Raw genomic sequence first — 24024 nt, 5'->3', positions numbered from 1 at the left:
GTAATATGAAACCTTCTATCGCATTGTCCATTTGGAATCAGGAAACAAAGGCCGTTTCTTTTCAGTGGCCTCAAGGCATCGGTCCCGCAAGAGTTACGGAATCGTTGTTAAACCACGTTGAACTTCAGGTTGAGGTGGATGGTGAAAGACTTAACCTGCATAATTGGGCATCGAACGGTGATCGCTGCATCTCTGCGGAATGCTGCGGTATCCAGGTGACCATCGAACTATCCCTAGAAAATACGATCAAAGCCCTGGTTCGGAACCATTCGGAGATAGTTCATCAACTCGATCGCTTTGTTTTCCGTGCGACTCCGGTGGACAGTAAAGATTTTCTTTCGATCCCAGGGAATCGCTTGCGCATCTATAGGGAAGGCTGGACGATGACCAGCGCTGCGGGCTCAGTGCGCCTTGGTGATTCGGATTTTGCGATCAATCCTGTTTACAAACCGTTTGCTGTATCGGACACAAAATCCTATTGCGAGGACCGTCCCAACCAGTTCTCTGGCGAATATGTGTCGGTCGTCAACGACCGGGAGAGCGGTATTTCAGTGCTCGCGGGATTTGTCACCTCGGCGGATCAGGTGACTCGCACGGCCATTGCGATGAACGAGAACGGTATTTCGTGCTTCGAGGCGATTTCGTATGGGGATGGCATTGAACTGAGCCGTGGAGAATCCGTTGCGTCGGAAGAATTGATTGTTCTTGCCGGTGATGACGGTTATGGATTGCTTGAAGAGTTTGCTCGGATTTGGGGGGCGCGAATGAAGGTCGCTCCCCCTCCCGCTCATCTCCCCACGGGGTGGTGCAGTTGGTACTATTACTACGAGCATGTTACTGAAAATGACATCCTTGAGAACGTCAAATGGCTGAGCGAAAGAAATGATGTATTCCCGTTGGAATATATCCAATTGGACGATGGCTATCAGTCGGCATTGGGGGATTGGCTTGTATGCGATGGCGTGAAGTTCCCCAATGGGCTTGAGTTTCTCGCAAAGCAAATCGCCAGCGCGGGTTTGAAGCCCGGCCTTTGGCTGGCACCGTTTATGGTCGAAGATTGCTCTCGTCTGTTTGCCGAACATCCCGAATGGATGATCCGAAACGAACAAGGAGAAGTTGTCTGGGTCACAGAGTGGCGCAATTCGCGAGTTGCCGTGCTTGACGCTACCGTGCCGGAGGCGGCGGAATGGCTCACCGGAACGTTTGCGCGGCTGAGGAGTATCGGCTTCGAATATGTGAAGCTTGATTTCCTAATGTATGAATGTGCGGCCATAGCGATGGGGGGCCGCTATGCTGATCGAAAGGCCACACGCGCCCAAGCACTGCGCCGCGGATTAGCCGCCATTCGGAAGGGAATAGGGGATAAGTTCATTCTCGGCTGCACGTCCCCCCTTGGGCCAGAAGTCGGCATGGTTGATGGATGCCGCATTGGTACAGATATTACCCCCAACTGGCAGGATGCCGATGCTAAGCCGTATAAAGAATCCTGCTGTGTTCCTAATGTCTGCCGCAACGTCATTAATCGGTCGTATATGAACCGGCGTCTCTGGATCAACGACCCGGATGTGCATATTGCGCGCATTGACAATAATAGACTTACCGAGGACGAGGTGATTCTCTGGACCTCCGCGCTTTGGCTCGTGGGCGGCATGGTTTTGCTGTGCGACCGTTTCAGCACCTTGGCCCCCGAAAGAACCGCCCTTTCGCAAATGCTTCTGCGGGACTTGGGTAGATTCGAGAACGTGCGGCCTCTTGATATTTTCGATCGCGAATTTCCCTCGATTTGGCTGGCTAGGAATCAATCCAAACCTAGTGAATACGCGCTCGGGTTGTTCAATTTTGATGCTGTTGAACAAAACCTTTTGGTCGATTTTTCCAAAGTGCACGGATTGGAACAGACCAGGTTTACAGTGAAGGAATATTGGACGAACACGGATATTGGGCTCAACAATGCCTGCCTTGAAGCAGCCGTAAGACCACATTCCTGCAAGGTTTATCTATTGAACATACAACCTTAAGTGGCAGCGATGGATACCGAACAGCAAATCGAGTCATTGCTAAAGCGAATGACTCTTGAAGAAAAGATTTCGCTATGCCACGCGGGATCGAAATTTTCCGTAAGCGGCATCGCTAGGCTTGGTATCCCCGAGTTGACGATGTCCGATGGGCCCCACGGAGTGCGTCGCGAGATTACGCATGATAGCTGGGACTTCGTCAATACTGATACCGACTACGCCACTTATCTGCCAACGGGCAGTGCGTTGGCGGCCACGTGGAATCTGGACCTGGCGCAGCGTTTTGGCGAAGTGCTTGGTGCCGAGGCTCGCCATCGCGGCAAGGACGTGATCCTCGGCCCGGGGGTCAATATAGCGAGAATACCGATTTGCGGACGTAATTTTGAATACTACGGAGAGGATCCATTCCATGTGGCAGCCATGACGGTACCGGTTATCCAGGGAATCCAGAGCCAGGATGTGGCCGCGTGTGTGAAACATTTTGCCGCCAATTCCCAGGAACTCAACCGCTCCGGGGTGGATGCCCGGATGGATGAGCGGACCCTACGGGAGATCTACCTGCCCGCTTTCCATGCGGCGGTTACGCGCGGAGGTGCGTTGACGGTGATGGGAGCTTACAACAAATTTCGTGGCCAGTATTGCTGTCATAACGAATGCCTCGTCAATGGAATCTTAAAAGACGAATGGAAATTCCAGGGCACCTATATTTCCGATTGGGGCGGAACCCATGACACGCTGGAGGCCGCGCGGTATGGTCTTGATATCGAAATGGGTACCACCGGAGCGTATGGGGATTACTACCTGGCAAACCCATTTAGGCACGCGATTGAGAGCGGAGAACTGGACGTCGCTCTTGTTGACGATAAAGTCCGGCGCGTGCTTCGCGTCATGGCTCGGATCGGACGGTTCCGGCCGGATCGCAAACCCGGAGAACGCAACACTCGCAAGCATCAAGCGGCCGCTTTGGAGATCGCGAGGGAAGCGATTGTCCTCCTGAAGAATGAGGGATCGGTGCTGCCGCTTGACCCTCGCAAGATGAAACGGTTACTAGTCATCGGCGACAACGCTACGGAAAAGCACGCTTTGGGCGGAAATAGCTCCGCAGTCAAAGCGCTGTACGAAGTGACCCCGCTGGAAGGCCTGCGTTCCGCATTGGGCGACAATGTTGAAATCGTTCACTTCAGAGGCTACCCGCCAGCCTATGATGAGGCCGAGCCCATCAAGGCCGAATATCTGGGCGTCGCCGATGAAGCAGCTGGGACCAACGGTTGGAAAGGGTTCTACTATACGGATCGCGAAGGGGCTTGGACGGGTTCGGGCCTTCAGTTCGGCAGGCCCGACGCGGCGATTGATTTTGACTGGAGCCAATCCGCGCCCATTCCCGGGCAGGAGACGGATCAATACTCGGTACGGTGGGAAACAACTATTACTCCGCCGCAAACCGGGGAGTATCAATTCGTCCTTAACGGAGCAAACCATGCCGTGTTGGTTATTGACGACATGGACTTGATCCAGCGCTGGGAAAATGGCGGGCCGGAAGAGGTTGCTAAATCCGTTCGCCTGCAAGCCGGTCGCGCCTACAGAGCGGTAATCCGGGTCAGGCCGGGGCACAAGCAGGTGCGGATCAGACTGGGCTGGATCGTGCCGGGAACGGAGCGCCACAACGAAACCCCAGCCGAGATTTTTCAGGCGGCGGAAAACGCGGATGCCGTTTTGTTTTTTGGCGGATTAGACCATCAGTATGACGTTGAAGGACTGGACCGAAGCGACATGGCTTTGCACGATGGCCAAAACGAGCTGCTCGAACAAATCGCCGGCATCAACCCAAATACCGTTGTCATTCTTGTGAGCGGTAGCCCAGTGGAAATGCCCTGGATTGATCGACTACCCGCCGTAGTGCAGATGTGGTATGCAGGAATGGAAGGCGGTCATGCCATTGCCGATGTGCTTTTGGGAAAATCAAACCCGTCCGGGAAATTGCCGGTTACTTTTCCTCGGCGGTTGCTGGATTCCCCCGCTCACGCGTTGGGCGACTACGGCCCGGAGATCTGCCACTATAGCGAAGGCATTTTTGTCGGCTACCGCTGGTTTGACGCGAAGGGCATCGAGCCGCTCTTTCCTTTCGGTCACGGGCTGAGTTACTCGCACTTTTCTTGGAAGAATTTGCAAGTCTCCAAAAAGCGCGACGGCGTCCGGGTTCGCCTTGAACTTACAAACACCGGCCAACGTGCTGGGGCCGAAGTGGTGCAGCTTTACGTATCGCAACGCAATTGCGCCGTTCTGCGGCCCGTTCGCGAATTGAAAGGCTTTGCAAAAGTTTTCCTCGCCCCAGGAGAAACACGGGGTGTGGATCTTTGGCTGGAACCGTCCGCATTCGCCTACTGGAGCGCTGAACTCAAACAATGGACGATTGCCGCCGGAGAATATGTTATTGAAGTAGGAGCGTCATCGCGCGATTTGCGCCTCCGCCGGTCTCTTTGGGTCGATCGGTTCGAATAATGCCAACTATGAAAATACTTACCTTCCTTGCGTTGTTTGCTCTTTCTGCATTATCCCAAGCAACGGCTGTCCCGGTTCGAGTGGAAGCCGCGAAAGCCAACGGCGGTTTCGACATCGTCGTGGAGGCTTCTGACTTTGCGCCCGGCGCGGCCCTCGCCTTGGGCGACCGTGGCGTGGACGAGCGCCCGCGTTGCGCTTAGGGATTGCGCGACGGTAGGACTTCACCATCGATTCGAGCACACTAGCGGTGGGCAATAGTCATGTGAAACCCGGTGAACTCATATCTTTGTTGGAACGCAGGAAGCGAAAGGTGCTCTTCACCTCCAATTGGATCGGCGAACGTGACTTGATCTCCGCTGATGTTCAGGGCGGCGATAAAGTGACCAACGCCGCCGAGATGAACGCCTACAACGGCAGGCAATCCGATCTCGGGAGAAAAGGTATTTCTGATGTCAAATCGGGGAACTAACCCTTTGCTTCGCACGTAACGTGCCAAATACCAAGCTTCTGTGCCTCCCACGTATTTTTCTGTCTCGCTGGCAGACCGCTATCTATTGCTTCGAAAATTCGCAACCCGAAAAAAGCGATTGAATCTCGCACTCAGTTTTCCTTTTCTTGTGCATGATCATGGATTGCGATGGTGCCGCCCGGACAGAATATGTTACGGAAGCGATGCGAGCGAGGGCGGCGAGGGATACCCCATTCACCACCCTCGACCATGCGCGCAAGTAGGTGGATGGCTTCTTTTGCCATGAGACCTATATCAGGAAGAAGTCCACTTTTCTTTCCTCCCTGAGAGCTGAGGTAAACCACTCCGATGTCCCGAGGGACTCTGGTTTTTGTCTTGGCTAGCCAGCGTGGGATTTGCGGCTCGTAGACCAGCAACACATCAGGCTTCTGATCTCGCAACCAGCGGTTGAGGCCACGTGCACTCCATTCATGTGATAGATGCATTGGCAAAACAGGTTGCATGTCGAGGTGGTTCCGTTCGAAGAACAAGAGCGTTGATTCAGGCATGTGTCGCATAAACTCCAGGCGCATTTTTGGAAGTGCTATTCCAATTCGGCGATACCCCAGATCACGCAAGTAGCCATAGAGTTCTAAGAGATCGTCATAGAAACCGCGCTCCACCCGGTGCAACGAGGGGTTCTGGAGCGTAGACCCTAGTTCGACGCATGCGAAATGTTTCCAGTCCAGCGCAAGAATGGCTGGGCTCCATGTTGTCACGGGGCCAATGAGCAAGCCCCGGATGCCCTGGGTCCATAGGGCGCGGCTCAATTTTTTTTGCGCTGCGAAATCACGATCAATTGTTAGCGGTTTCAATTCATAGCCAAGAAGATGAGCTGCTTCCTTGGCCGCATGGAACATGCCGTGCAACCAAGGCGTCTTAGAATTTGGGGTTCGCCCAATCGGAGCTTCGCTTAGGAACACCAACTCCTCGCGCGTTGTGAGTTGCTCCGGCCTACGCGCACGTGACATTAGGCGCGACATTTCGAGATCGCGCACGTAACCCAACTCGGCCGCTTTCTTGGTAATTCTCTCCCGCGTGGCAATCGGTACCCGTCCCATATTCCTCAAGGCCATGGAGACTGTCGCAACAGAGCACCCACAGGCTTGGGCGACGGCCCGGAGGTTGCATTTCTTTGGTTGTATAAGAGGCATGTTAACTGTTTACATGAAATCATATTGCCGTGTCCACGTCCAGACGGGATATTGCTCACATCAACCAGCGCACCAATCGCCGGTCTACTCAACTGCCTTACAGAAAACACCATCTTCCGACGGTTCACGTAGGACGATCACTAGCTCCAAGCGCAAACGCCGTTTCTATATTATTTTTTGTGAACTCAGACATCTGCGCCTATAGTGTTCTTGCTCAAGGACTTGATTTCGCTGAGGGGCCTGCTTTCGACAACCAAGGGCGGCTTTGGTTTGTTGAGCTGAAGGCAGGAAATCTTTGTTTTTTGGAAAATGGCTGCCTGAGACGCGTTCCTGTTGGGGGCGAACCGAATGGCATTGCGATTGATAGTGAGGGCCGCATCGTCTTTTGCGATGCGAGTAACTGCTCGATCCGTCGGTATGATTCCGAAACCGGAGAGACAACGGTAATTGCGGATTCGGTTGAGGGAGAGCCCCTCTTCAAGCCTAACGATCTGGCCTTTGATCCAGTGGGCAACTTGGTCTTGACCTGCCCCGGAGACTCCCGCACTGTTCCGACGGGCTATGTCTGTGTGCTTACCACGGGCGGCAGCATCCGCCGCGTCGCCTCCGGTTTCTATTTTCCCAATGGCATTGCCTTCTCGCCCGATGGCAGACATCTCGTTGTTGCCGAGACCCGGCGTCAGCGGCTTTGGCGGGGAGGCTGGGATGCCGGGCGTGCTCTTTGGCTGGCACCTCGCCCTTGGGCGAGTGTGGGCGGCACCATCGGACCCGACGGAATGGCCTTTGCCGCCGATGGACGGCTTTATGTTGCCATTTACAGCGGCGGCGCGGTGAAATGCATCGCTGCGGACGGCGAAGTGGAAGATGTCATTGCAGTCTCTGGAGCTAATCCCACCAACTGCGCCTTCGATCCCTCGGGCACACTGGGCCTTGTTGTCACGGAGGCTGAGAGTGGCCGCCTATTGAGCTTTCCCTCGCTCGGAACCGGAGCGCCATTGTTTCCAAAATCCGAATCGCCGATATCCGTATGAACAAAACGCCTACGTTCAACTTTGCATCTTTCACACTGACGGGCCGCCGTGCAGTGGTCACTGGATCGTCACGAGGCATCGGAGCTGCCATCGCTCTCGCCCTTGCTGAAGCTGGGGCAGACGTGGTGGTAACCTACACCGGCAACCGCGACTGCGGTCTCGCCGTTTCCGAAAAAATCCGTTCACTCGGGCGTCGCAGTGCAGCCGTGGCATCGGATCTGAGTGCATCCGATGCTCCTCAACGCCTCTTCGATGCTTCAATGGAGGTATTGGGAGGCATTGATATTCTTGTCTCCAACGTTGCCATCCAACATCCCGAGAATTGGCGGGTTGTTTCCCGTGAGCACTTTGACGAGCAGCTGACGGTCAACTTTCGCAGTGCATTCGAACTGATTCAACTCGTGGCTCCTGCCATGCTGGCGCGCAAGTGGGGCCGTATCGTCACCATAGGTTCGGTTCAGGAGGCCAAGCCACATCCCGACATGGTTGTCTATTCTGCGCTCAAGGCCGCCCAGACCCTCTTGGTGCAAAATCTCGCCAAACAATTCGCCCCGCATGGAGTCACGGTCAACAACCTAGCCCCCGGCGTGATCGGCACCGAGCGCTCTTTCGCCCGGATGGCTGATCCTGAATATTTGGAAAAAGTGCTGTCGTGGATCCCCTCGGGCCGAATTGGTCAGCCAGAGGATTGTGCCGGGGCCGCGCTGTTGCTTTGTTCCGATGCTGGCCGCTACATCACCGGTCAGAGCCTGTTCGTGGATGGAGGAATGAGTTTATGAAGAAAGTTAGTTTAATTGGTGATTCAATCCGTATCGGCTATCAGTCTGCTGTCTCTGGGGGCCTCTATGGCCTAGCGGAAATATGGGCTCCAGAGGGCAATTGCATGCACTCGGTGCACCATCTCTTTAACCTTCAGCCTTGGTATCTGGACCCAGCAGCCGATGTCATTCATGTGAATTTCGGTCTATGGGATTGTCGGCGACTGGGGACCGATAGCACCGAAAACGCCGTGCCCATCGAAATCTTCGCCCGAAACCTCGACTTCATTCTTGGAAAAGTTCGCGCAGCCACATCCGCACCCATCGTTTGGGCCACGATCACTCCGGTCGTGCAGGCCCGTTACAACGCCCGCTTCTGCCAGCCATACGATCCTTGCCGCGTCGCTACCGATGTCGAGCGCTACAACGCCGCCGCTGCATCTATCCTTGCTCGACACGAGGTGTTGATTAACGATCTGCACGCTTTTGTCGAAGGCCACGGCCGCGAACGCATGATCTGTGAAGACGGCATTCACTATACAGAGGAAGGCTGCCGCCTCCTTGGCGAACAGGTGACGCAGGTCATCCGTAGATTTTTATAACAACCTACCGAACAACCACCATGTCCATCGACACCTACAGAAAAGAAGTCGGGATGATGAATCTCGAAAAACTCATCGAAACGCGCGAAGGAATCTCCACTAAGGAGTTTCCGGTGCCCACTAAGGAGTTGCTGGCCCGCTTCGAGCAGCTTTATACGGGCGCGGTCAATGATGTATTGCGCGAATTCTGTCTGCTGGAACAGGCGCTCCCTGGACACATTCTGCCGCTACGCGAATACCGTACTGTGGCTGGGATTGCATTCACGGTGAAAAGCGCACCTAATGTGAAAATCAGCGGAGAAATGGAATTCCGCACGCAGATGCTCGATGTCATGGGCGAGGATCATTTCATTCTTTGGGATACCAGCAAGGATGAGAAGGCCACGCTTTGGGGCGGCGTTATGACCGCTACCGCCGTAGGCAAGAAAGTCAAAGCTGCCTGCATTGATGGAGGCATCCGGGATACGCATCAAATTCTCGAAAAGGACTTTCCGGTTTTCTATAAATACCGGATCTCCAACGGTAGCCTCGGCCGGTGTTTGATCACGCATTATCAGATTCCAATCAAAATCGGGGACACGACCATCAAACCCGGTGATGTTGTTTTGGGCGATATCGATGGCGTACTGGTTGTGCCGCGTGACATTGCATACGACGTTCTCATCCGGGCGGAGGAAATTAAGGCGAATGAGAAGATCATATTTGGCTGGGTTGCAGAGGGCCAGAGCATCCAGCAAATCACCAAGAAAGGTGGCTATTTCTAGTGCATCTGATCGAATTCGTCCCCCCCGTTCCCCATCGGCTGTGGCCTCTGTGTCGACAGATGGGGATCGACCATGTGGTGGTTAAGTGCGCTCCCGAGCTGACGGGCGTGCCAGCGCCGTGGGATCGCGATGCATTCGCCTCTATTGTTCAACGATTGGCCGATGCCGGATTGCGTGTCGTCGCCTTGGAAGGCGATCAGTTTGACATGACCCGCATTAAATTTGGCCTTCCGGGGCGAGACGAGGATCTCGAACTCTACCGCCGGATGCTGGGCAATATGGCCGAATTGGGAATATGCCTGATCTGCTACAATTTCATGGCGGGAACCGGATGGTATCGCGGCTCAGAGCGGATGGGAAGAGGGGGTGCTCGCTGCACCGCCTTCCAGTTAAAAGAGACGCCGTCGCTTTTGCCGGGCGCTCCTTTGGACGCAGAGTGTTTATGGGAGAACTACGAGTATTTCCTGCGCGCTGTTTTGCCAGAGGCTGAACGGTTTGGATTGCGAATGGGGCTTCATCCTGACGATCCGCCGCTATCTTCGCTCGGAGGAATCGCCCGGATTTTCGGTAATATAGAAGGCTTTGATCGAGCCTATTCCATTTACCCATGCCATGCGAATGCTGTTACCTTTTGCCAGGCAAACTTCAAGCTCATGGGCCTGGATTTGAAAATGGCTGTGGAACATTTAGGGAAGCGGATCGCCTATGTCCACGTGCGGGATGTCAGCGGCTCTCCTGAGGATTTCGTCGAACTTTTTCATGACGAAGGCAACACCGATCAACTTGCCTTGTTCCGCCTCTATCGCGAACTGGGCTTGGATGTTCCCTTTCGTTGCGACCACGTCCCGACAATGGCCGGCGAGGGAGATGAGCCGGGCTTCGTTCCCGGCTACGGGGTATTAGGGCGGTTGTTTGCTAATGGGTATTTGAAAGGTATTTTAAAGAGCGCTTAACTTTTTCCATCAGCAATGAAAACAACATCAGTCTTTGAACGATATATCACGCGCGAAGGGAACCGGCTTTACGACGGCGAGCAAGAATTCCGCTTCGTTGGATCCAACGTGCCGGGAGTCATGCTGCCCTATGACTTCACGCTATTCCTTCCCGACCGTATGGAGCTTCCGACGCCATGGGAACAGGAGGACGCGTTCAAAACGCTTGTCCAAATGAACGCGCGCGTGCTCCGGCTCTGGAATCTGCCCGTCCGCGGCCCTAGTGAGGAGGCTCAACCCTGGCATTACGTCCTCGGCCCTGGAGAATTTAACGAAGCTGCCTTCAAATGCCTGGACAACGTCATGGCGCTGGCTAACCGCTACGGCATCCGAGTGATCGTGAATTTCGCTGCCGAGGGAGGGCGTTATCTGGGGAGCATCCAGACCTACGCAGCCCATCGAGACAAAGCGGGGGACGTTTTCTATAGCGATCCCCAACTGAGAGAAGACTACAAGCAGACCGTCAAATTTGTGGTAGAGCGGGTAAACAGTATCACCGGTATTCCATACCGGGAGGACAAATCCATTCTCGCCTGGCAATTTGGAAACGAGCTCAATAACAGCACCCCCGGATGGTCCGGGGAGATGGCGGCGTATATCAAAGGGCTCGACTCCAATCACCTTGTAGAAGACGCGCTCGCCTACAAGCCGACCCCTGTCATCGATCCTAACATCGACATTTATTCATGTCATTTTTATGGAGATGCGAGAAAACCGGATCTTGTGCAGAGGATCAAATTCGAACTCTCGCACCTTCACGGAGAGAGACCGTTGATAATCGGAGAGTACGGGCCTTATGTTGATGGAAAAGTTCTCACGCGAGACAACGTGGTGGATCAAACCCGCGAAATGCTGGACTATGTCTGCTCGGAGCAGTCTGTTGCGGGTGTGCTCTTATGGAGTCTCTATTTTCATCATGAAAAAGGCGGTTTCAAATGGCACCAGATTTTCACATTCCCGTCCACATGGTCCTTTCACTGGCCGGGATTTCCAAGCGCAGAGGCCCAATGCGAACAGGCCCTTCTCGAAACTATCCGTTGTGCTGCATTCCAGATCGAAGGACGGGCGGTTCCTCCGGTGCCAGTTCCCGAAGAACCTGTATTGCTGCCTATTGACGACGTTCCCTTGTTGACATGGCGCGGGTCGGCGGGGGCTTCCGGATACGACATCGAGCGGGCGCCCTCAAATGAGGGTCCATGGGCAATGATCGCTTCAAACGTATCCGATGCCGATGTTGCCTACCGCCCGCTGTTTAGCGACGAAACTGCCGTTGCTGGGGATACATGGTATTATCGTATCTCGGCGCGAAATGTTTCCGGAGTTTCCAAGGCATCCAATGTCGTCGGTCCTGTGAAGGTGCGTTACGCCTGTTTCGTCGATGAGTTGCAGGATTTTTCTAGAGCGGATGCGAAATCAGGCAACCCAACCCTTACCAACGACTTCAACGCGTTCTACGCCGAGTATCTTTTCCGAGCCAAGGGTGATATCGGCGATTCGCTGACCTATCGCGTTCCGGGAGCAATCCAATCGGCCAAGATCGTTGCCTTTCTCACCACTGCTGGCGGAGCGGACGAGGATTTTGAGTTCCAAGTTTCCTGCGACGGAATTCATTTCGAACCGATAATTTTGAATTGTACGGAACACATCCTGCCGAGTCCTCCTTCAGAAGAGTCACAGCCTTCGCGGTTTCGCTGCACCATGGTTGAGTATGGGACTTCTATTCCCACTGTTAGCACTTTTTTCAAAGTGCTTTGGAAAGGGCCCGCTGAACTTGACCGGGTGGAACTGCAACATCTGGGACGGTAAAAATAAACAGCCAGGTGCGAAGATTGGATTAAGGAGTTGGAGGTCGTTGCCGTCGAGAACAACGTCGCATATTCGAGAGTAACCATCGTTTCCCGCCCGGCTGCAATCTCGATGCCAACATCGAAGCCCTTGATCAGAAGATCGTGGTGATAGCCTGTCGCATTGTTGGCATCGGTCACCAAGCCTGCCCGGCCACGTCCATCGCCCGAACGAATCGCCACGTTGCGCACACCACCCCAGTTGAAATCGCCCCCCTTGGCAGGGCTGATGCGAAGGCTGCCCTCCGGCGCTTCCGTCACGCAAAGCACATCACCATCCCCCACTTTCAGATAGCTCAGAGCCTCTTTGGGGAAGACAACGCCCACGGAATTGCCGACTTTGCGGAGTTTGAGTTCAAGCACCATAGAATTGTTTGTGGTTACACATGTAATAACGTCCATAACGGGGAAAAAGCAAGCATCACCTTCGACGGCTTCGGGAAAAAGCCTCACCCGTCCACGAAGGCGATGATCCCGGCATCGTCGGTTTTAATCCGAAGTTTTGAGCGATTTTGATCGAAGAAAATGCGGTGGACTACTTTGGGTAGAAGGCGATCACGGGCGCACTCGTCCAGGGTTTTCCACTTTTCCTGAAAACGATGGAAGGTGTCACGATCCATCCCTGCGGCACCTGAGGGCGATTCGAGAAACTGCATTTTCCCGATGAAATCGCTGACCAGGTGTTCAAGATCGTAGGCAGGAAATGCCGAGCCTTTGCAAGGCGGCCGGCCACGCCACAAAGGAACATCACGATAAGAACCTCCTTTTTAGGTTTCGTTTCCCTGAGTGCTTGCGTCTGCCCCGCCTTCAAAAAAGCCCTGCGTTGTAGGCGAAATAATGAAAACTAACCCTGAAAACTACGCAAGTATCGTAGTTTCTGAACCTTACGAGGATTATCTTGTCGGAATGGCAACCACGCGTCCTTTCTCGACAATGATGAGCGGCAAACTATAGCGGGCATTCTCAATAGCCACATGGCATTGGGCTCTAGCCAATGCCGAGTAGCCTTCAGGGCCAACTCCGAAATGCCGGGCTCTTCAAAGCACTTGGATGGTTTGCTTGTTCTTTTGTCTTCAAATCTCCTTGGAGTTTGCCTCCAGCCAGCAGGCGTATTCTTTTTCTCCGATCTCTCCGGCGGCAAGAGCCAAAGTTTGAATCACTGCATCTACTTCCGTCGCCATCAAGCCTCGCCCGTTGAGTTGAAGAAAGAGCGCACCAATGGCAAACCCAATCCGCTTGTTGCCATCCACAAACGGGTGATTTTTGACCAGTCCGAATGCATATGCCGCTGCGAGTTCGCTGACGGTTGGCTGGCCGTATACAAATAGATTTTCCGGGCGGCTCAATGCGGAGTCCAACAAGCCCCCGTCTCGTATCCCATCCGAGCCGCCAAATTCAGCAAGAAGCTGCTCATGCAGGGCGAGCACCGTTTCACGCAGAATCCACTCCGGGCGCTTCACTTGGCGAGTTCTCTGAGGGTGTTACGGTAGCGTGCGACAACGTCCTGCGCGGCCTGCATTTGGCGGTTGAAATCGCCCCCCTTGGCAGGGCTGATGCGAAGGCTGCCCTCCGGCGCTTCCGTCACGCAAAGCACATCACCATCCCCCACTTTCAGATAGCTCAGAGCCTCTTTGGGGAAGACGACGCCCACGGAATTACCGACTTTGCGGAGTTTGAGTTCAAGCACCATAGATTTGCGTTTGTGGTTACGAATGTAATAACGGCCTTTTTGGGGAGAAATCAAGCCATCCTTTTGGAGCCCCGTCAAAAACTATGCTCGTTCGTGACCTCAATCATTCCAGCATCATCGGTTTCGACCTGGAGCGTCGAGGTTTTCCGGTCAAACGATATTTTGCTGACGACCTTTGGCAAAAGACGATCTCGGCCACTCTCGTCAAGAGTTCTCCAGATCTCTTGGAACCGGCAAAAAGTAGCCTGGTCGAGACTCGTCGAACCTGAAGACGATGCAGGGAATTGCATTTCGCCGATTAAATCGCTGACCATGCGTTCCAGATCGTAGGCAGGAAAAGCCGAGCCCTTGCAAGGCGCACGTCCTCCTGCGAACGAGCGGCAGCGGTAATGCCGAAACCAAATAACTCCCTTTTTGCTGATATGGGGGCTCATTACCCGGCCGCAATCCGGGCATATGATCTTGCCTCGAAGTGACCAGAAAAACGAATGCCGCTTGACGGGAGTTTTTGTATTTTTTCCGAGTTTTCGCCGGGCCGCAATTTTCAGGCGAACCTGTTCAAACAGCTCTTCAGATACAATGATGGGGTGAGTACCTGGGCGAGTCCCCTCTTTGTAAGAAAAACGGCCAATGTAGACTGGATTGGACAGCAGCGTGAGCACTTGCCGTGGCGTCCACAACCCGCCTCCTGATTCTCGTCCCGTTCGACGCGCGACGTACCGCTTGGTGCGCCAGTCGAAAGCATTTGCCTCTGCCGCAATATCGCGAGGCAACATTCCTTCAGCCGCCATCCTGAACATTTCCTCCACGTGAGGAGCTTCTGCTTTGTTAATTAAGAGATGCTTTGTCTGCGGATCGGCGTCATACCCAGGAGAAGGTCGCGGACTCAATGAGCGGCTGAACCGTTGGCTGCAAGCCAAAGGTCTGGCGCTCAACGAACAGAAAACCCAAGTGCCCCAGAGCCGTGCGAGCGGCTTTGAGTTTCTGGGGTTTCCCTTCCGCTGGCAACAATCGAGGAAGGGAACGCCCTACGCGCATACCAAACCGAGTCCTGCTGCAGAGCAGGCCCTACGGGACCGCGTGCGCGAACTTACCCCAAGAAACACCACATAGAGAGCACAGCAAGAGGTCGTGCGCGAAATCAACCGAGTAACCCGTGGTTGGGGCAATTGGCCCACCATCACCAAAATGGAAGTGTTCTTCACCTTCCTCTGGGAACGCTACGAGCGGCGCAGCGTGATGATCAGCTCGAACCTGGTCTTCTCGCAGTGGGACCAGATCTTCAAAGACAAGATGACCACCATGGCCGCCATCGACCGGCTCGTCCATCACGCCGTCATCCTGGAATTTGATGGGGCCCGCCTACGGGTGAAAATAATCCGCTTCCCACGCTTCCTTGGAATTCGACTCTCCCCCCACAGTGAATATTGCATTGTCCTGCCTTGCTGAGGAATAAACATGCGAGACCCGCCGCCCGTGCGGATACTTAACGTTATCTAGGGTTATCTTTCCGACTCGCTCGGCTTGTATCACCGGTCGAAGATCGGCCTCTTCAAGGCTGAAACGAGCATCCTCCACGAGAAGAGTTCCCACGTTCGTTATGTACAATCCCCACGCTGGTAAATGATTGAGAGAATTGTCGGGAGTTTGATCCCTTGATTTCTCTGGCATAACTGACACACCTCCAGAGAATTCTACACTTAGATCTCGCAGAACGATGCTTGATATTGGTGCATGCGCCCAGTTTTGTACGGTAATAGCCGATTGATAAACGCCGTTAGCCGCGAGACCCGCAACGGTGATACGGCCAGCTGTATTGCCGGGCCCGATCCAAATCGTCACCGGTGCGGCAACGTGGTGCATGGTGTTGTTCGAGAGAAGCACGTCATCGAGCAAACCATGAGTAGGGTTCCATGCTCCGGGTTGGATGTTTATGCCACTGAGCATATTGGTGCGGCGCTTTTCGAGAGAGGTCCGGTGCGGATGCCGACCCGGTCCGTGGAAAAGACAGTCGTTGACGATGAGCCTTGTGACGGGGCCGATGACTCGAATGCCATTGCAGGAGGAGTTGATGACGCATCGCGTAATGACCGTATTATCCCAGTAATAACCCGCAATGGCATCGTCTCCGGTGGAAAACTGGCAATCGGTGATAGTCACATCACGGCACCAGAGGTCCGGTGATCCGCGAAAATGTATGCCATCCCAACCGCCGGTAATCTTAACATTGCGAATGTCAACCTCGTGACTCAGCATGAAGAAGATAGCATAGTTCGCAGCATTGCGAATTGAAATATCGCGCAAGGAAAAGCGTTGGCAATTGATAAAAGCGATGGCGTGGGGACCGCGCATTTTTTCCTCGCCCTCTGGGTCGAAAACATGTCTGCCGTCTATCACTCCCTGTCCCGTAATCGCAACGTCTTCGAGATTTTCGCCGACGATGAGCGCGCGGTGCCATTGCCCCAATTGCGCCTCCCACAAATGGTCAGGCACGGCGGGCCGTTGATACTGCGACAAGTTGGTTGTCCCAATCAAGACCGCTCCAGCATCGAGGTTAAGGGTGACTCTACTGCGTAAATGCACCGTCCCAGATAGATAATGGCCAGGGGGAAAGTGGACTTGGCCACCCCCGGCATGGGCACAGGCTTCGACCGCTCGGTTGATAGCCACCGTGTCAGTCATGACGCCGTCCCCTTTCGCGCCATAATGACAAACGTCGAAAATGAAGGGATTAGAATTGAGCCTGGTTGTTTTTCCCATTTTTTAAGGAATGCTTGTAAAGGACGGGCGGAAAAGGGCGGCGTTTGATCGGGATTTCGGCGGAACTAGTCTAGTCAGGAAGAGGTGCCACGTATTTGTCCTGGCCGCCATGCGCTTTCCAGCCACGAATGACTAGCAACATTGGAAGAATAGCAGTTGCAGAAATAACAGTCGTCCAGAGGAAGGCCATCCGGTAGTTGCTGTGAGCCCAGTCCATGAGAACGCCGATGAGGACGTTCCCGACGATCAAGGCCCCGCAACTGAAAACGTTGATTCCCCCGGAAAACTGGCCGAATTTCTTGGCAGGGAATAGCTTCATCGAAGCAGCTCGTAGTCCTAATAACCAAGCCTGCGTTGGCAATGAAACGCCAGCGAGTAAACCAGGTAACCATTCTGATCATTAATGAAAAAAAGGCCAGCAACGACCCGAGACACAGAGTGATGATCGCTCCCAAAACCACGTGCATGGGCGTGAAGCGGTCGTATAGCCAGCCGATCGGATATAAAAAGACGAGAGAGACGGCGGAGGTCCACGCAAAAATATGTCCCATGTTCGCCATATTGATCGAGAGGGTGTCACTGGCGAAGAGAGTGAGGAAACCTCCCGCGCAGTTGAGCGCCGCCGTCACGAGGAGAGAGACGATGAAAAAGTTGCGATAGAGGGGAACCTCCAGGCATTCGCGGAAGTAAACGACGAATGTCTTGAGGATGACTGGACGGTTTTGCGAAGGCGTGTGAGGCGGATACTGCCCTTCCTTGACATTGCGGCACATGAGAAGAAATGCGACAAGATAAAAGAGGCCGACAGCAAGGAATATTCCCCTGCGGTTGGTCATTAAGTGAGGGAAAACGAACCACAGAAAAAGTGTCCCGCTTACGGTTCCAACGATGCTGAACCAGGCCAGGAGGCGGGACATCACCTCCAATGGGACCACGTCGCGGATCAGCCAGTTGTAAGCGTTGACTAGGACCATGTTAAAAAAGTGGAAGCTCACGGTGAGCCCGCAAAGCAGTCCCAGAACCAGCCCCCCTTTGGTTACTGACGGGGGTAGGTGGGCGAATAGTCGGTCAAAAAACCAGCTGGCGATTTCGGGGGCGAACCCGATGGCCACGACGGCAAAAACCGTCAGCGGCGTTACTAGATAAAGAAGTGGAACGCGTCGCCCGATGGCGCTTCGAAAATCATCGCTCCAACGGCTGATGCCGGGAAGAAACAGCACGTTCACCAACCCTGCGAAGCTTCCTGCCATCACGCCTATGAGCGTGTTGGATGCTTGCAGATCCTTGAGATATATCGGGAGGAAGCGTCCGAAGACTGACTCGAAGAAATTGAATGCAAAATCTCCCCACAACAGCCAGAACGAGAGGACGAGTAACCCGCCTTTTGTGTAACAGAGGTTTTCTGTGCGGTAAAGGCGAGGCCCGGCTGTTTTAACGATGGATGGCGAAAAATGATCCATAGGAAGTGTGGTTCTAATACCTGTAGGATAGGGATGAGATAAAAGTGTTAATCCGAACTTCAATATCAACAATCAGATTGGCAGACGGATTCGTGCACCTGAATGCCTTTTCCCTCAAATTCCACGGGGAACAGGAGACGCTATTGCAATTGGCAGGTGTGCTTCCCAGGTTCCAAGTTGTCGAGAAATACGGTGCCATCCTTCGCTGTTACCTTTACGGACCGACCGTCGACCTTCACCGTAACAGGGCCATCCGTGGCTTGGGTGGGCAGCCCGACTCGCGCGGTGGTTTTCTGCGGGATCTCAATTTGCAGCAGAAACTCCGGGCGGTTCTCGAAGCGGACTGAAACGGGTCCCTTGGCCGTCGGCACTTTGATCTGTGCCCATTTTAGCGAACCGGGTTTGGGGGCGATCAGAATTTTTCCAAAACCTGGTTCCAGCGGTTCGATGCCCATTAGCTTGCGCGGAATTAAATTTGCGGGAGCGGTTCCCCATGCATGGTTCCAATCCTGGTTGGGCTTGTATTTTTGATCCCAAGCCTCGTAGGTCAACGTAGTTCCCTGATCTACCATGTGCCTCCAGCTCCGATCTCCATTGGTGGTCATGAGCGCAAGGGCGCAGTCGGCCTTTCCATAGTCAAAGAGCGCATCAAGGAGAAATTGGGCCGCATAGACGCTGCACACCATGTCGTGGCCGCCCAAGAAATCGACGACGGACTTCGTCTTTTCCGGCGGCACCAGCCCGAAGGCCAGGGGAAACATGTTGGCATGGAGCGAACTGTGGCGGCTGCCTTCGCCGTCGACGTAGAGTCCCCTCCCTGCGTCAATGAGGACCGTGTTCAAGCTGCTGGTGGCTTTTGCAGCGGCGGCTTGGAACAGGGCGGCATCTTCCGACTGATTCAATGCCTTGGCTATCTGGGCCATGCATCGAAGCGCCTTGCAATGGAAAGCATTCACCACTGTATTTACCGGCCCCATTTCGTATTGATCGCGCTCGCTGGTCGGCCAGTCGACAAGGTCGCCGATCTTTGCGATGGGGATCAGCTTCTGTATCTCTGCAGGGACTGGAACGACGGCTGTGCGCAGCAAACCATCGGGGCGCGATAGAAACAGCAGGGTGCGGGCCTTGAGTTGGTCATACGTTGTATTAAGCCCCTCGGGGTTGCCGGTGTAGAGGTAGTCATCCCAAGCCAGAATGGGGGCCAAGAGGATGTAATCGGTAGGCCAAGTGGGGTGTTCGATCAGATACTCCCAGGTATGACGCGGAAGAGTGATGTCTGTTGTGCAGGAGAACCAGCCTAACTGATTAATATAGGCATCGCCTTCGTAAGGTTTCCGTTCCCGGTCGCCGTCCACGAAAATGCCACAATAGCTGGTGGCCTTGATTGTGTAGCGGCAAAGCTCCCAAATGGCGTTCAGCTTTTCGTCCGAGCTTTTGAATTGCGCAGCGTTGTCCTCGAAAGGATAGTGAACGGCAAGTTGGGTTATCGAGTTTATGTTGAAACCGACGGGCGCTCCCTTGATTTCGACATACCTGAACGGCATGACCGGGCCGATGGAAGCGGGCATCAGTCGCTGGTCCCGGTCGGGAAGTGGGATGCGATAGACTGGCTTCTCGGGTGTCGGCGTGATTTCGGTGCGAAGGAAGCGCACGGAGCCGGGCGGTTTCTGGTTCACGGTTTGTGGAGCGGAAAGAGCCTCGCCCATGAAGACTGTTAACTTCTGTCCTTCCTGGACTTGCGGCACATTCAATTCAAGGGCAGCAAAGGCCACGCGGCCAAAATCAACAAAGAGATGTCCGGGTTCTTTTTCGACGACAGTCACTGGCTTGATTTGCTCGACTTCCAATGGACGAGGCGGTGTGGTTTCCGCGCTGATGGTCTGGACGAGGGGCAGGATCATCAGGAAGATGCTACGCCCAAGGACAGAAGCGAAGTCCGTTAAATGAGGATGGAGCGATGGAAACATGATGGGATTAGGGAAGAAGTGAGGACTGGAAATGGTAGCTACCCGACTCGATGGCATACACAGCCATACCGGGTTCTTCGCGCAGGAATTTGATTCCAGAAACCTTCGCAACAGGCTGGCCTCCTTCCGTAATCACCGAGTCATTGGCGGCGGGAATGTAGACCGTTCCTGTGGTGTTGGGCGGAAGGGTTATGGAAAGGGAAAGTGCTCCGCCTTGCTTGCTCCAGCGCGTCTCGATACGCCCCCGGACGCTATCGTAACGGGTCTCGGCATGGGTGAGCTTTGCATCCATCTGCGGAGCAATGATCAGCCTTTCGTAAGCAGGGCTGTCGCTGCGAATTCCGCCGATGTTTTCTACCATCCATTGGTAAACGGCCCCGAAGGAATAGTGCGCGAATGAATTCATCTTTGGATCGCCGAAGCCCTTGTCTGGTGTCCAGCCGTTCCATCGTTCCCAAATGGAGGTTGCCCCATTTTTGATCGAGAATCCCCAGGACGGATAAGTGTCGTTAAAAATCAACCGGTAGGCTACGTCGTTGCGACCGATCTTGGAAAGCGCCAGCATCAGGTCCTTGGTGCCGATGAATCCCGTCGTGAGATGCCAATCGCTGTGTTCAACGGCTTTGATAAGGAGATTGCCCGCGAGCTTTGTTTTCTCTCTATCAAGTAAACCGAAGGCTATCGGTATGGCGTAGCTGCCCTGCGTGTTTCCCTTGATGTGGCCGTCCGCGCTGACATATGTTCGGTTGAATGCCACTTTGACGTCCTCATACAAGTTACGGAATCGCGCGGCATCCTCAGGCTTCCCTAGAACTTCAGCGGCCTGTGCGGTTAACTCCGCGCTTTTGGCAAAGTAGGCCACGATAATGACATCCGGGGGCGTTTTCGCGCCGACGCTGAGCCAGTCACCAAAAGTGGGGAATCCTGCTGGAGGCAGACGGTTCGACTGACAGCGCATTTCGTAGGATTCCACGAAGCGCACCATGCTGGGATATTGCCGCGCAAGCACCTCGCGGTTTCCGTAGACATCGTAAAGCGTCCAGGGGCAGATCACCCCAGCGTCGGCCCATGCCGATCCCCCTTCGCCCGAAGTCACTTGACTTGGCGCAACCTTGGGGAAAGTTCCGTTTGGAAGCTGCGCATCGGTCAAATCCACTAGCCACTTGGCGTAGAAGGCTTGCACGTCGGTGTTGAGGGTAGCTGTGCGAATATAAATCTGCGAATCGCCCGTCCAGCCCAGTCGCTCGTCGCGCTGAGGGCAATCGGTGGGGATGTCGATGAAATTCATCCGCTGCGTCCAGTAGATATTATTGTAGAGTTGATTGAGCATCGGCTCAGAGCAGCTAAAGGCCCCGGTGACTGGGGTGTCGCTGCTCAGTGCCACGCCGACCACCGTATCGACCTTTGGCTTGTAACCGAGCCCGCGGACTTCCACATACTGAAACCCGTGAAAGGTGAATCGTGGCTGCCATGTTTCCTCGTCCCCGGTGCCACGGCAGATATAGGTATCCGTGCACCGGGCTCCGCGAAGATTGGCCGTGTAGAGCGTGCCATCCGGGTTGAGTCGCTCTCCAAAGCGGAGTGTGATCTTCTGTCCGCTCGCCCCCTTGACTTTGATGCGTGTAACCCCCGCGAAGTTCTGACCCAGGTCGAGTACATAGATGCCCGGCGTTGGTTCGTCGATGGTTTTGGCCTGGAACTCCTTAATCGCCCGAACCGGTTGAGCCGGATGCGACTCAACTTGTGGATTTACCGGAGCGCCCGTGTTCACGGAGGCCCACGCGTGGTCGTCAAAGGCCGCCTCGCTCCATTTTCCCATGTCGGCGCGGGCATCATAGGTTTCTCCGTGCAGTATATCTCCCTCCTGAACTGGCCCCGTGGCAGCTTTCCATGAAGCTCCCGACGCAATCACTTCGCTGGAGCCATCGGCATACGTGATATTTAGTTGCACCCGCACGCGCGGATTCTTCCCATAGAGATCGCGTTCCCCTCGATAACCCACGTAGCCGCTGTACCATCCGTCGGCAATCACGGCACCCATCGCATTAGCTCCACGATGGACCGCCTGGGTAACGTCGTAGCCGCGGGCATATACGCGCTTTGTGTAATCCGTCCAACCCGAGGTGAAATAATCGTCGGAGACGCGCTGTCCATTCAAATAGATGTCCGCCAGGCCCAGTGCCGCCACGTGCAGCGTCGCCCACATAATGGGCTTGTTCGCGGTGAATTTTGTCCGTAAATACGATGCCGGGGGTAACAACAATGGCTTGGCCTTGGCATCTGGAGTGGCGGGCGGCACGGCGGCTTCAGCTGTGGCGCGTGGCGTGTCGAACCCGATCCATTGCGCCTGCCATGCCTCTGGTTTCATGAGCCCGGCCTGCCAAAAAGCGGGGGTGCTCCACGCGGAGGAGACGCTCTTTTCATCCCACGTCCGCACTTTCCAAAAGCAGCGTTGTTCGGATGTCAGGGGCCGTCCCGTGTATTCGATGCTAAACGTCTCCTTGGAAAGAACCTTGCCGCTATCCCAAAGGTCTCCTTTGTTTAGGGTCAAGTTTTCCGCTGTCGATGCCACGAGAATCTGGTAGGCGGTCTGCTTGCTTCCGCGGGTGGGGGATTGCAGAACCCAACTCAACCGGGGGGCAGGGGCATCGATTCCGCAGGGATCAACCAGCGATTCGCAGCGCAGGTTTTCCACGGGCATCGCATGGGTTGGCGTTGTGCTTAGTGCGAGGTAGGCGCAGAACAGACTTCGGAGGTAAGTCGATAGGTTCATGGGGATTAGTGGGAAGGAAAGTGACTAGTGGACGCCGCTCAGGCTTTTCAGGTAAGTGCCAAAGCCAATGATGATGGTTGAGAGGATAAGCGATGCAATGCCCGAGGCAATGAGCCGGTGAGCTTTATTGCTGCAGCCTTTCCACTCATGGAAAAACCAGCCCCACATCGTGCTAAAAATAATGATGCTCGCCATGTGGAGCGTCCAGCTTGCGAAGCCAAATTTTCCCATCTGGGTTTCGCCCATTGTATAGAAGAAAAACTGGAAATACCATGTGGTACCAGCTAGCGCGGAGAACAAGTAGTTGCGTAGCCGTGGAATTCGCAGATTGGCCACCGCAGGGGCGATGAGGGTGGCCACGCCATATTCGCCGCCTCCTTGGCCTCCGTGATGAAGGTGCTCTGGCCTTACCTCGGTAGCGAGGTATTGGTAGCCGGTCCGGTTCTTGAGGTTAAGCAACATGCACCAGATGAAGTTGGTGGTAAACCCACCAAACATCACTATGACCAACTTCGGCAACCCCGACCAAATCTCGGTTGTCCCGGCTAGTTCGGAGGCATCGCTAATCGGTTTCCCTGCGGTGAGCGCAAACGAGAAACAGGCGCTCATAATGCCGGAAAACGTGGCTACCATAATTCCTTTGGAAAAATTGAACTCCGCCACGGCCTTCTGCTTTTCCTCGGCGGGCATCTCCTTTTCTTTGGTAAGGCCTGCAATCGCCGCGATGCCGATGCCCAGCAGGCAGACGCCCACCCCGGCCAGCGTGGTTTGCCCCGGCGCGGTGGAGGCGATTTGTGCGATGGTCTCCGGAACCGGGATGGTGGAGACAAAGGATTTCAGGATTGGCGGCAATAGCGTGCCAAAGGCAGCGCAATAGCCGAGCGCAACGCCCATTCCCAGCGACATGCCCAGGTAGCGCATCGTCAGCCCGAACGTTAGCCCGCCAACACCCCACATGACTCCAAAGAAATAGGTCCACCACAGTGTGCTGACCGATTGCTTCGCGAGCACCCCCAGCAGATCGTTCGTCATCAATCCGGCAAAGAACCAAGGGCAGATGATCCAGGAGAAAAAACCACCGACCAACCAGTAGGTTTCCCATGACCACTTCCGGACCTGCCGGTAAGGAACGTAGAAGGAACCGGAAGCCAGGCCGCCAAGCCAATGGAAAATGACACCGAGGAGGGGATTGGGACTCATAGGGGGG

20 protein-coding genes and 2 pseudogenes are annotated in these 24024 nt (G+C 54.6%); 11 read left to right on the top strand and 11 right to left on the bottom strand.

From position 1 onward, the window contains the following. The first annotated feature begins 5 nt into the window (after positions 1–5). The 4 genes from B2828_RS02190 to B2828_RS02175 all read left to right on the top strand — a co-directional run bounded on the left by B2828_RS02190 (position 6) and on the right by B2828_RS02175 (position 4983). The gene (locus B2828_RS02190) at positions 6–2018 is read left to right on the top strand and encodes an alpha-galactosidase (protein ID WP_479632040.1); all 2013 of its coding nucleotides are present in this window, start codon (positions 6–8) and stop codon (positions 2016–2018) included. Between the two features lie 9 nt (positions 2019–2027). Beyond that, a complete protein-coding gene (locus B2828_RS02185; RefSeq protein ID WP_479632039.1) occupies positions 2028–4514 on the top strand; it encodes a beta-glucosidase H in 2487 nt (828 codons plus the stop codon). 8 nt (positions 4515–4522) lie between these two features. Continuing rightward, positions 4523–4714, top strand: a complete 192-nt coding sequence (locus B2828_RS02180) for a hypothetical protein (protein WP_479632038.1) — start codon at positions 4523–4525, stop codon at positions 4712–4714. Between the two features lie 62 nt (positions 4715–4776). Then, positions 4777–4983 carry a hypothetical protein gene (locus tag B2828_RS02175; protein WP_479632037.1) on the top strand — a complete coding sequence of 69 codons (207 nt, stop codon included), beginning with the start codon at positions 4777–4779 and terminating at the stop codon, positions 4981–4983. 131 nt (positions 4984–5114) lie between these two features. Here B2828_RS02175 and B2828_RS02170 read toward each other — a convergent pair whose 3' ends face one another. After that, a complete protein-coding gene (locus B2828_RS02170) occupies positions 5115–5882 on the bottom strand; it encodes a LacI family DNA-binding transcriptional regulator (RefSeq protein WP_479632292.1) in 768 nt (255 codons plus the stop codon). A 144-nt stretch (positions 5883–6026) separates the two neighbouring features. Continuing rightward, positions 6027–6176 (bottom strand): annotated as a pseudogene (locus tag B2828_RS02165) (helix-turn-helix domain-containing protein); the annotation flags it as partial. Between the two features lie 179 nt (positions 6177–6355). Between B2828_RS02165 and B2828_RS02160 the strand changes: the two are divergent. The 6 genes from B2828_RS02160 to B2828_RS02135 are packed head-to-tail and all read left to right on the top strand — an operon-like array spanning position 6356 to position 12129. Continuing rightward, a complete protein-coding gene (locus B2828_RS02160) occupies positions 6356–7207 on the top strand; it encodes an SMP-30/gluconolactonase/LRE family protein (protein WP_479632036.1) in 852 nt (283 codons plus the stop codon). Further along, entirely contained in the window at positions 7204–7986 is a 783-nt protein-coding gene (locus B2828_RS02155; protein ID WP_479632035.1) for an SDR family NAD(P)-dependent oxidoreductase, read from the top strand. Before B2828_RS02160 ends, B2828_RS02155 begins: the two co-directional genes overlap by 4 nt. Continuing rightward, positions 7983–8567: an SGNH/GDSL hydrolase family protein gene (locus tag B2828_RS02150; protein WP_479632033.1), complete on the top strand. Its 585-nt coding sequence runs from the start codon at positions 7983–7985 to the stop codon at positions 8565–8567. The genes B2828_RS02155 and B2828_RS02150 overlap by 4 nt, the downstream gene beginning before the upstream one ends. Before the next feature lie 20 nt (positions 8568–8587). After that, positions 8588–9331 carry an RraA family protein gene (locus tag B2828_RS02145; protein ID WP_479632032.1) on the top strand — a complete coding sequence of 248 codons (744 nt, stop codon included), beginning with the start codon at positions 8588–8590 and terminating at the stop codon, positions 9329–9331. Then, on the top strand, positions 9331–10284 hold the full coding sequence (locus tag B2828_RS02140; RefSeq protein ID WP_479632031.1) for a mannonate dehydratase: 954 nt from the start codon (positions 9331–9333) through the stop codon (positions 10282–10284). The genes B2828_RS02145 and B2828_RS02140 overlap by 1 nt, the downstream gene beginning before the upstream one ends. Before the next feature lie 15 nt (positions 10285–10299). Then, positions 10300–12129, top strand: coding sequence for a glycoside hydrolase 5 family protein (locus tag B2828_RS02135; RefSeq protein WP_479632030.1), 1830 nt, complete (start codon positions 10300–10302; stop codon positions 12127–12129). 487 nt (positions 12130–12616) lie between these two features. On the opposite strand, the gene B2828_RS02130 is transcribed toward B2828_RS02135, so the two are convergent. The 4 genes from B2828_RS02130 to B2828_RS02115 form a co-directional block, all read right to left on the bottom strand. After that, on the bottom strand, positions 12617–12823 hold the full coding sequence (locus B2828_RS02130) for a hypothetical protein (RefSeq protein WP_479632029.1): 207 nt from the start codon (positions 12821–12823) through the stop codon (positions 12617–12619). A gap of 417 nt (positions 12824–13240) precedes the next feature. Further along, positions 13241–13627 (bottom strand): type II toxin-antitoxin system death-on-curing family toxin, encoded by a 387-nt coding sequence (locus B2828_RS02125; RefSeq protein WP_479632027.1) that lies wholly within the window; start codon positions 13625–13627, stop codon positions 13241–13243. Next, complete coding sequence (locus B2828_RS02120; protein ID WP_479632026.1) at positions 13624–13857, bottom strand: AbrB/MazE/SpoVT family DNA-binding domain-containing protein; 234 nt, start codon at positions 13855–13857, stop codon at positions 13624–13626. The genes B2828_RS02125 and B2828_RS02120 overlap by 4 nt, the downstream gene beginning before the upstream one ends. 74 nt (positions 13858–13931) lie before the next feature. Beyond that, the gene (locus B2828_RS02115; protein ID WP_479632025.1) at positions 13932–14747 is read right to left on the bottom strand and encodes a recombinase family protein; all 816 of its coding nucleotides are present in this window, start codon (positions 14745–14747) and stop codon (positions 13932–13934) included. 295 nt (positions 14748–15042) lie between these two features. On the opposite strand from B2828_RS02115, the pseudogene B2828_RS02110 reads away from it, so the two are divergent. After that, a pseudogene (locus B2828_RS02110) lies at positions 15043–15306 on the top strand (ATP-binding protein); the annotation flags it as partial. Here B2828_RS02110 and B2828_RS02105 read toward each other — a convergent pair. From B2828_RS02105 to rhaT, 5 genes are all read right to left on the bottom strand, one after another. Next, positions 15220–16617 carry a glycoside hydrolase family 28 protein gene (locus tag B2828_RS02105; protein ID WP_479632024.1) on the bottom strand — a complete coding sequence of 466 codons (1398 nt, stop codon included), beginning with the start codon at positions 16615–16617 and terminating at the stop codon, positions 15220–15222. The pseudogene B2828_RS02110 and the gene B2828_RS02105 overlap by 87 nt on opposite strands. Positions 16618–16691: 74 nt before the next feature. Next, the gene (locus B2828_RS02100) at positions 16692–18077 is read right to left on the bottom strand and encodes an MFS transporter (protein WP_479632023.1); all 1386 of its coding nucleotides are present in this window, start codon (positions 18075–18077) and stop codon (positions 16692–16694) included. Between the two features lie 140 nt (positions 18078–18217). Beyond that, on the bottom strand, positions 18218–19978 hold the full coding sequence (locus tag B2828_RS02095; protein WP_479632022.1) for an alpha-L-rhamnosidase-related protein: 1761 nt from the start codon (positions 19976–19978) through the stop codon (positions 18218–18220). A 73-nt stretch (positions 19979–20051) separates the two neighbouring features. Next, positions 20052–22817, bottom strand: a complete 2766-nt coding sequence (locus tag B2828_RS02090; protein ID WP_479632020.1) for a family 78 glycoside hydrolase catalytic domain — start codon at positions 22815–22817, stop codon at positions 20052–20054. 24 nt (positions 22818–22841) lie between these two features. Further along, complete coding sequence (rhaT, locus tag B2828_RS02085) at positions 22842–24017, bottom strand: L-rhamnose/proton symporter RhaT (protein ID WP_479632019.1); 1176 nt, start codon at positions 24015–24017, stop codon at positions 22842–22844. Positions 24018–24024: the final 7 nt, after the last annotated feature.

The organism is Spartobacteria bacterium UBA695, assembly GCA_002298145.1.
Lineage (GTDB): Bacteria > Verrucomicrobiota > Verrucomicrobiia > Chthoniobacterales > Chthoniobacteraceae > UBA695.
Note: the sequence above shows the minus strand (reverse complement) of the source record. Positions and strands in the feature narration are given on the sequence as shown.

What these genes read in the sequence shown, in the direction of transcription:
- B2828_RS02190 (WP_479632040.1), top strand. Translation starts at nt 6, where the DNA reads ATGAAACCTTCTATCGCATTGTCCATTTGGAATCAGGAAACAAAGGCC.
- B2828_RS02185 (WP_479632039.1), top strand. Translation starts at nt 2,028, where the DNA reads ATGGATACCGAACAGCAAATCGAGTCATTGCTAAAGCGAATGACTCTT.
- B2828_RS02180 (WP_479632038.1), top strand. Translation starts at nt 4,523, where the DNA reads ATGAAAATACTTACCTTCCTTGCGTTGTTTGCTCTTTCTGCATTATCC.
- B2828_RS02170 (WP_479632292.1), bottom strand. Translation starts at nt 5,882, where the DNA reads ATGTTCCATGCGGCCAAGGAAGCAGCTCATCTTCTTGGCTATGAATTG.
- B2828_RS02155 (WP_479632035.1), top strand. Translation starts at nt 7,204, where the DNA reads ATGAACAAAACGCCTACGTTCAACTTTGCATCTTTCACACTGACGGGC.
- B2828_RS02150 (WP_479632033.1), top strand. Translation starts at nt 7,983, where the DNA reads ATGAAGAAAGTTAGTTTAATTGGTGATTCAATCCGTATCGGCTATCAG.
- B2828_RS02145 (WP_479632032.1), top strand. Translation starts at nt 8,588, where the DNA reads ATGTCCATCGACACCTACAGAAAAGAAGTCGGGATGATGAATCTCGAA.
- B2828_RS02135 (WP_479632030.1), top strand. Translation starts at nt 10,300, where the DNA reads ATGAAAACAACATCAGTCTTTGAACGATATATCACGCGCGAAGGGAAC.
- B2828_RS02130 (WP_479632029.1), bottom strand. Translation starts at nt 12,823, where the DNA reads ATGCAGTTTCTCGAATCGCCCTCAGGTGCCGCAGGGATGGATCGTGAC.
- B2828_RS02120 (WP_479632026.1), bottom strand. Translation starts at nt 13,857, where the DNA reads ATGGTGCTTGAACTCAAACTCCGCAAAGTCGGTAATTCCGTGGGCGTC.
- B2828_RS02105 (WP_479632024.1), bottom strand. Translation starts at nt 16,617, where the DNA reads ATGGGAAAAACAACCAGGCTCAATTCTAATCCCTTCATTTTCGACGTT.
- B2828_RS02100 (WP_479632023.1), bottom strand. Translation starts at nt 18,077, where the DNA reads ATGGATCATTTTTCGCCATCCATCGTTAAAACAGCCGGGCCTCGCCTT.
- B2828_RS02095 (WP_479632022.1), bottom strand. Translation starts at nt 19,978, where the DNA reads ATGATCCTGCCCCTCGTCCAGACCATCAGCGCGGAAACCACACCGCCT.
- B2828_RS02090 (WP_479632020.1), bottom strand. Translation starts at nt 22,817, where the DNA reads ATGAACCTATCGACTTACCTCCGAAGTCTGTTCTGCGCCTACCTCGCA.
- rhaT (WP_479632019.1), bottom strand. Translation starts at nt 24,017, where the DNA reads ATGAGTCCCAATCCCCTCCTCGGTGTCATTTTCCATTGGCTTGGCGGC.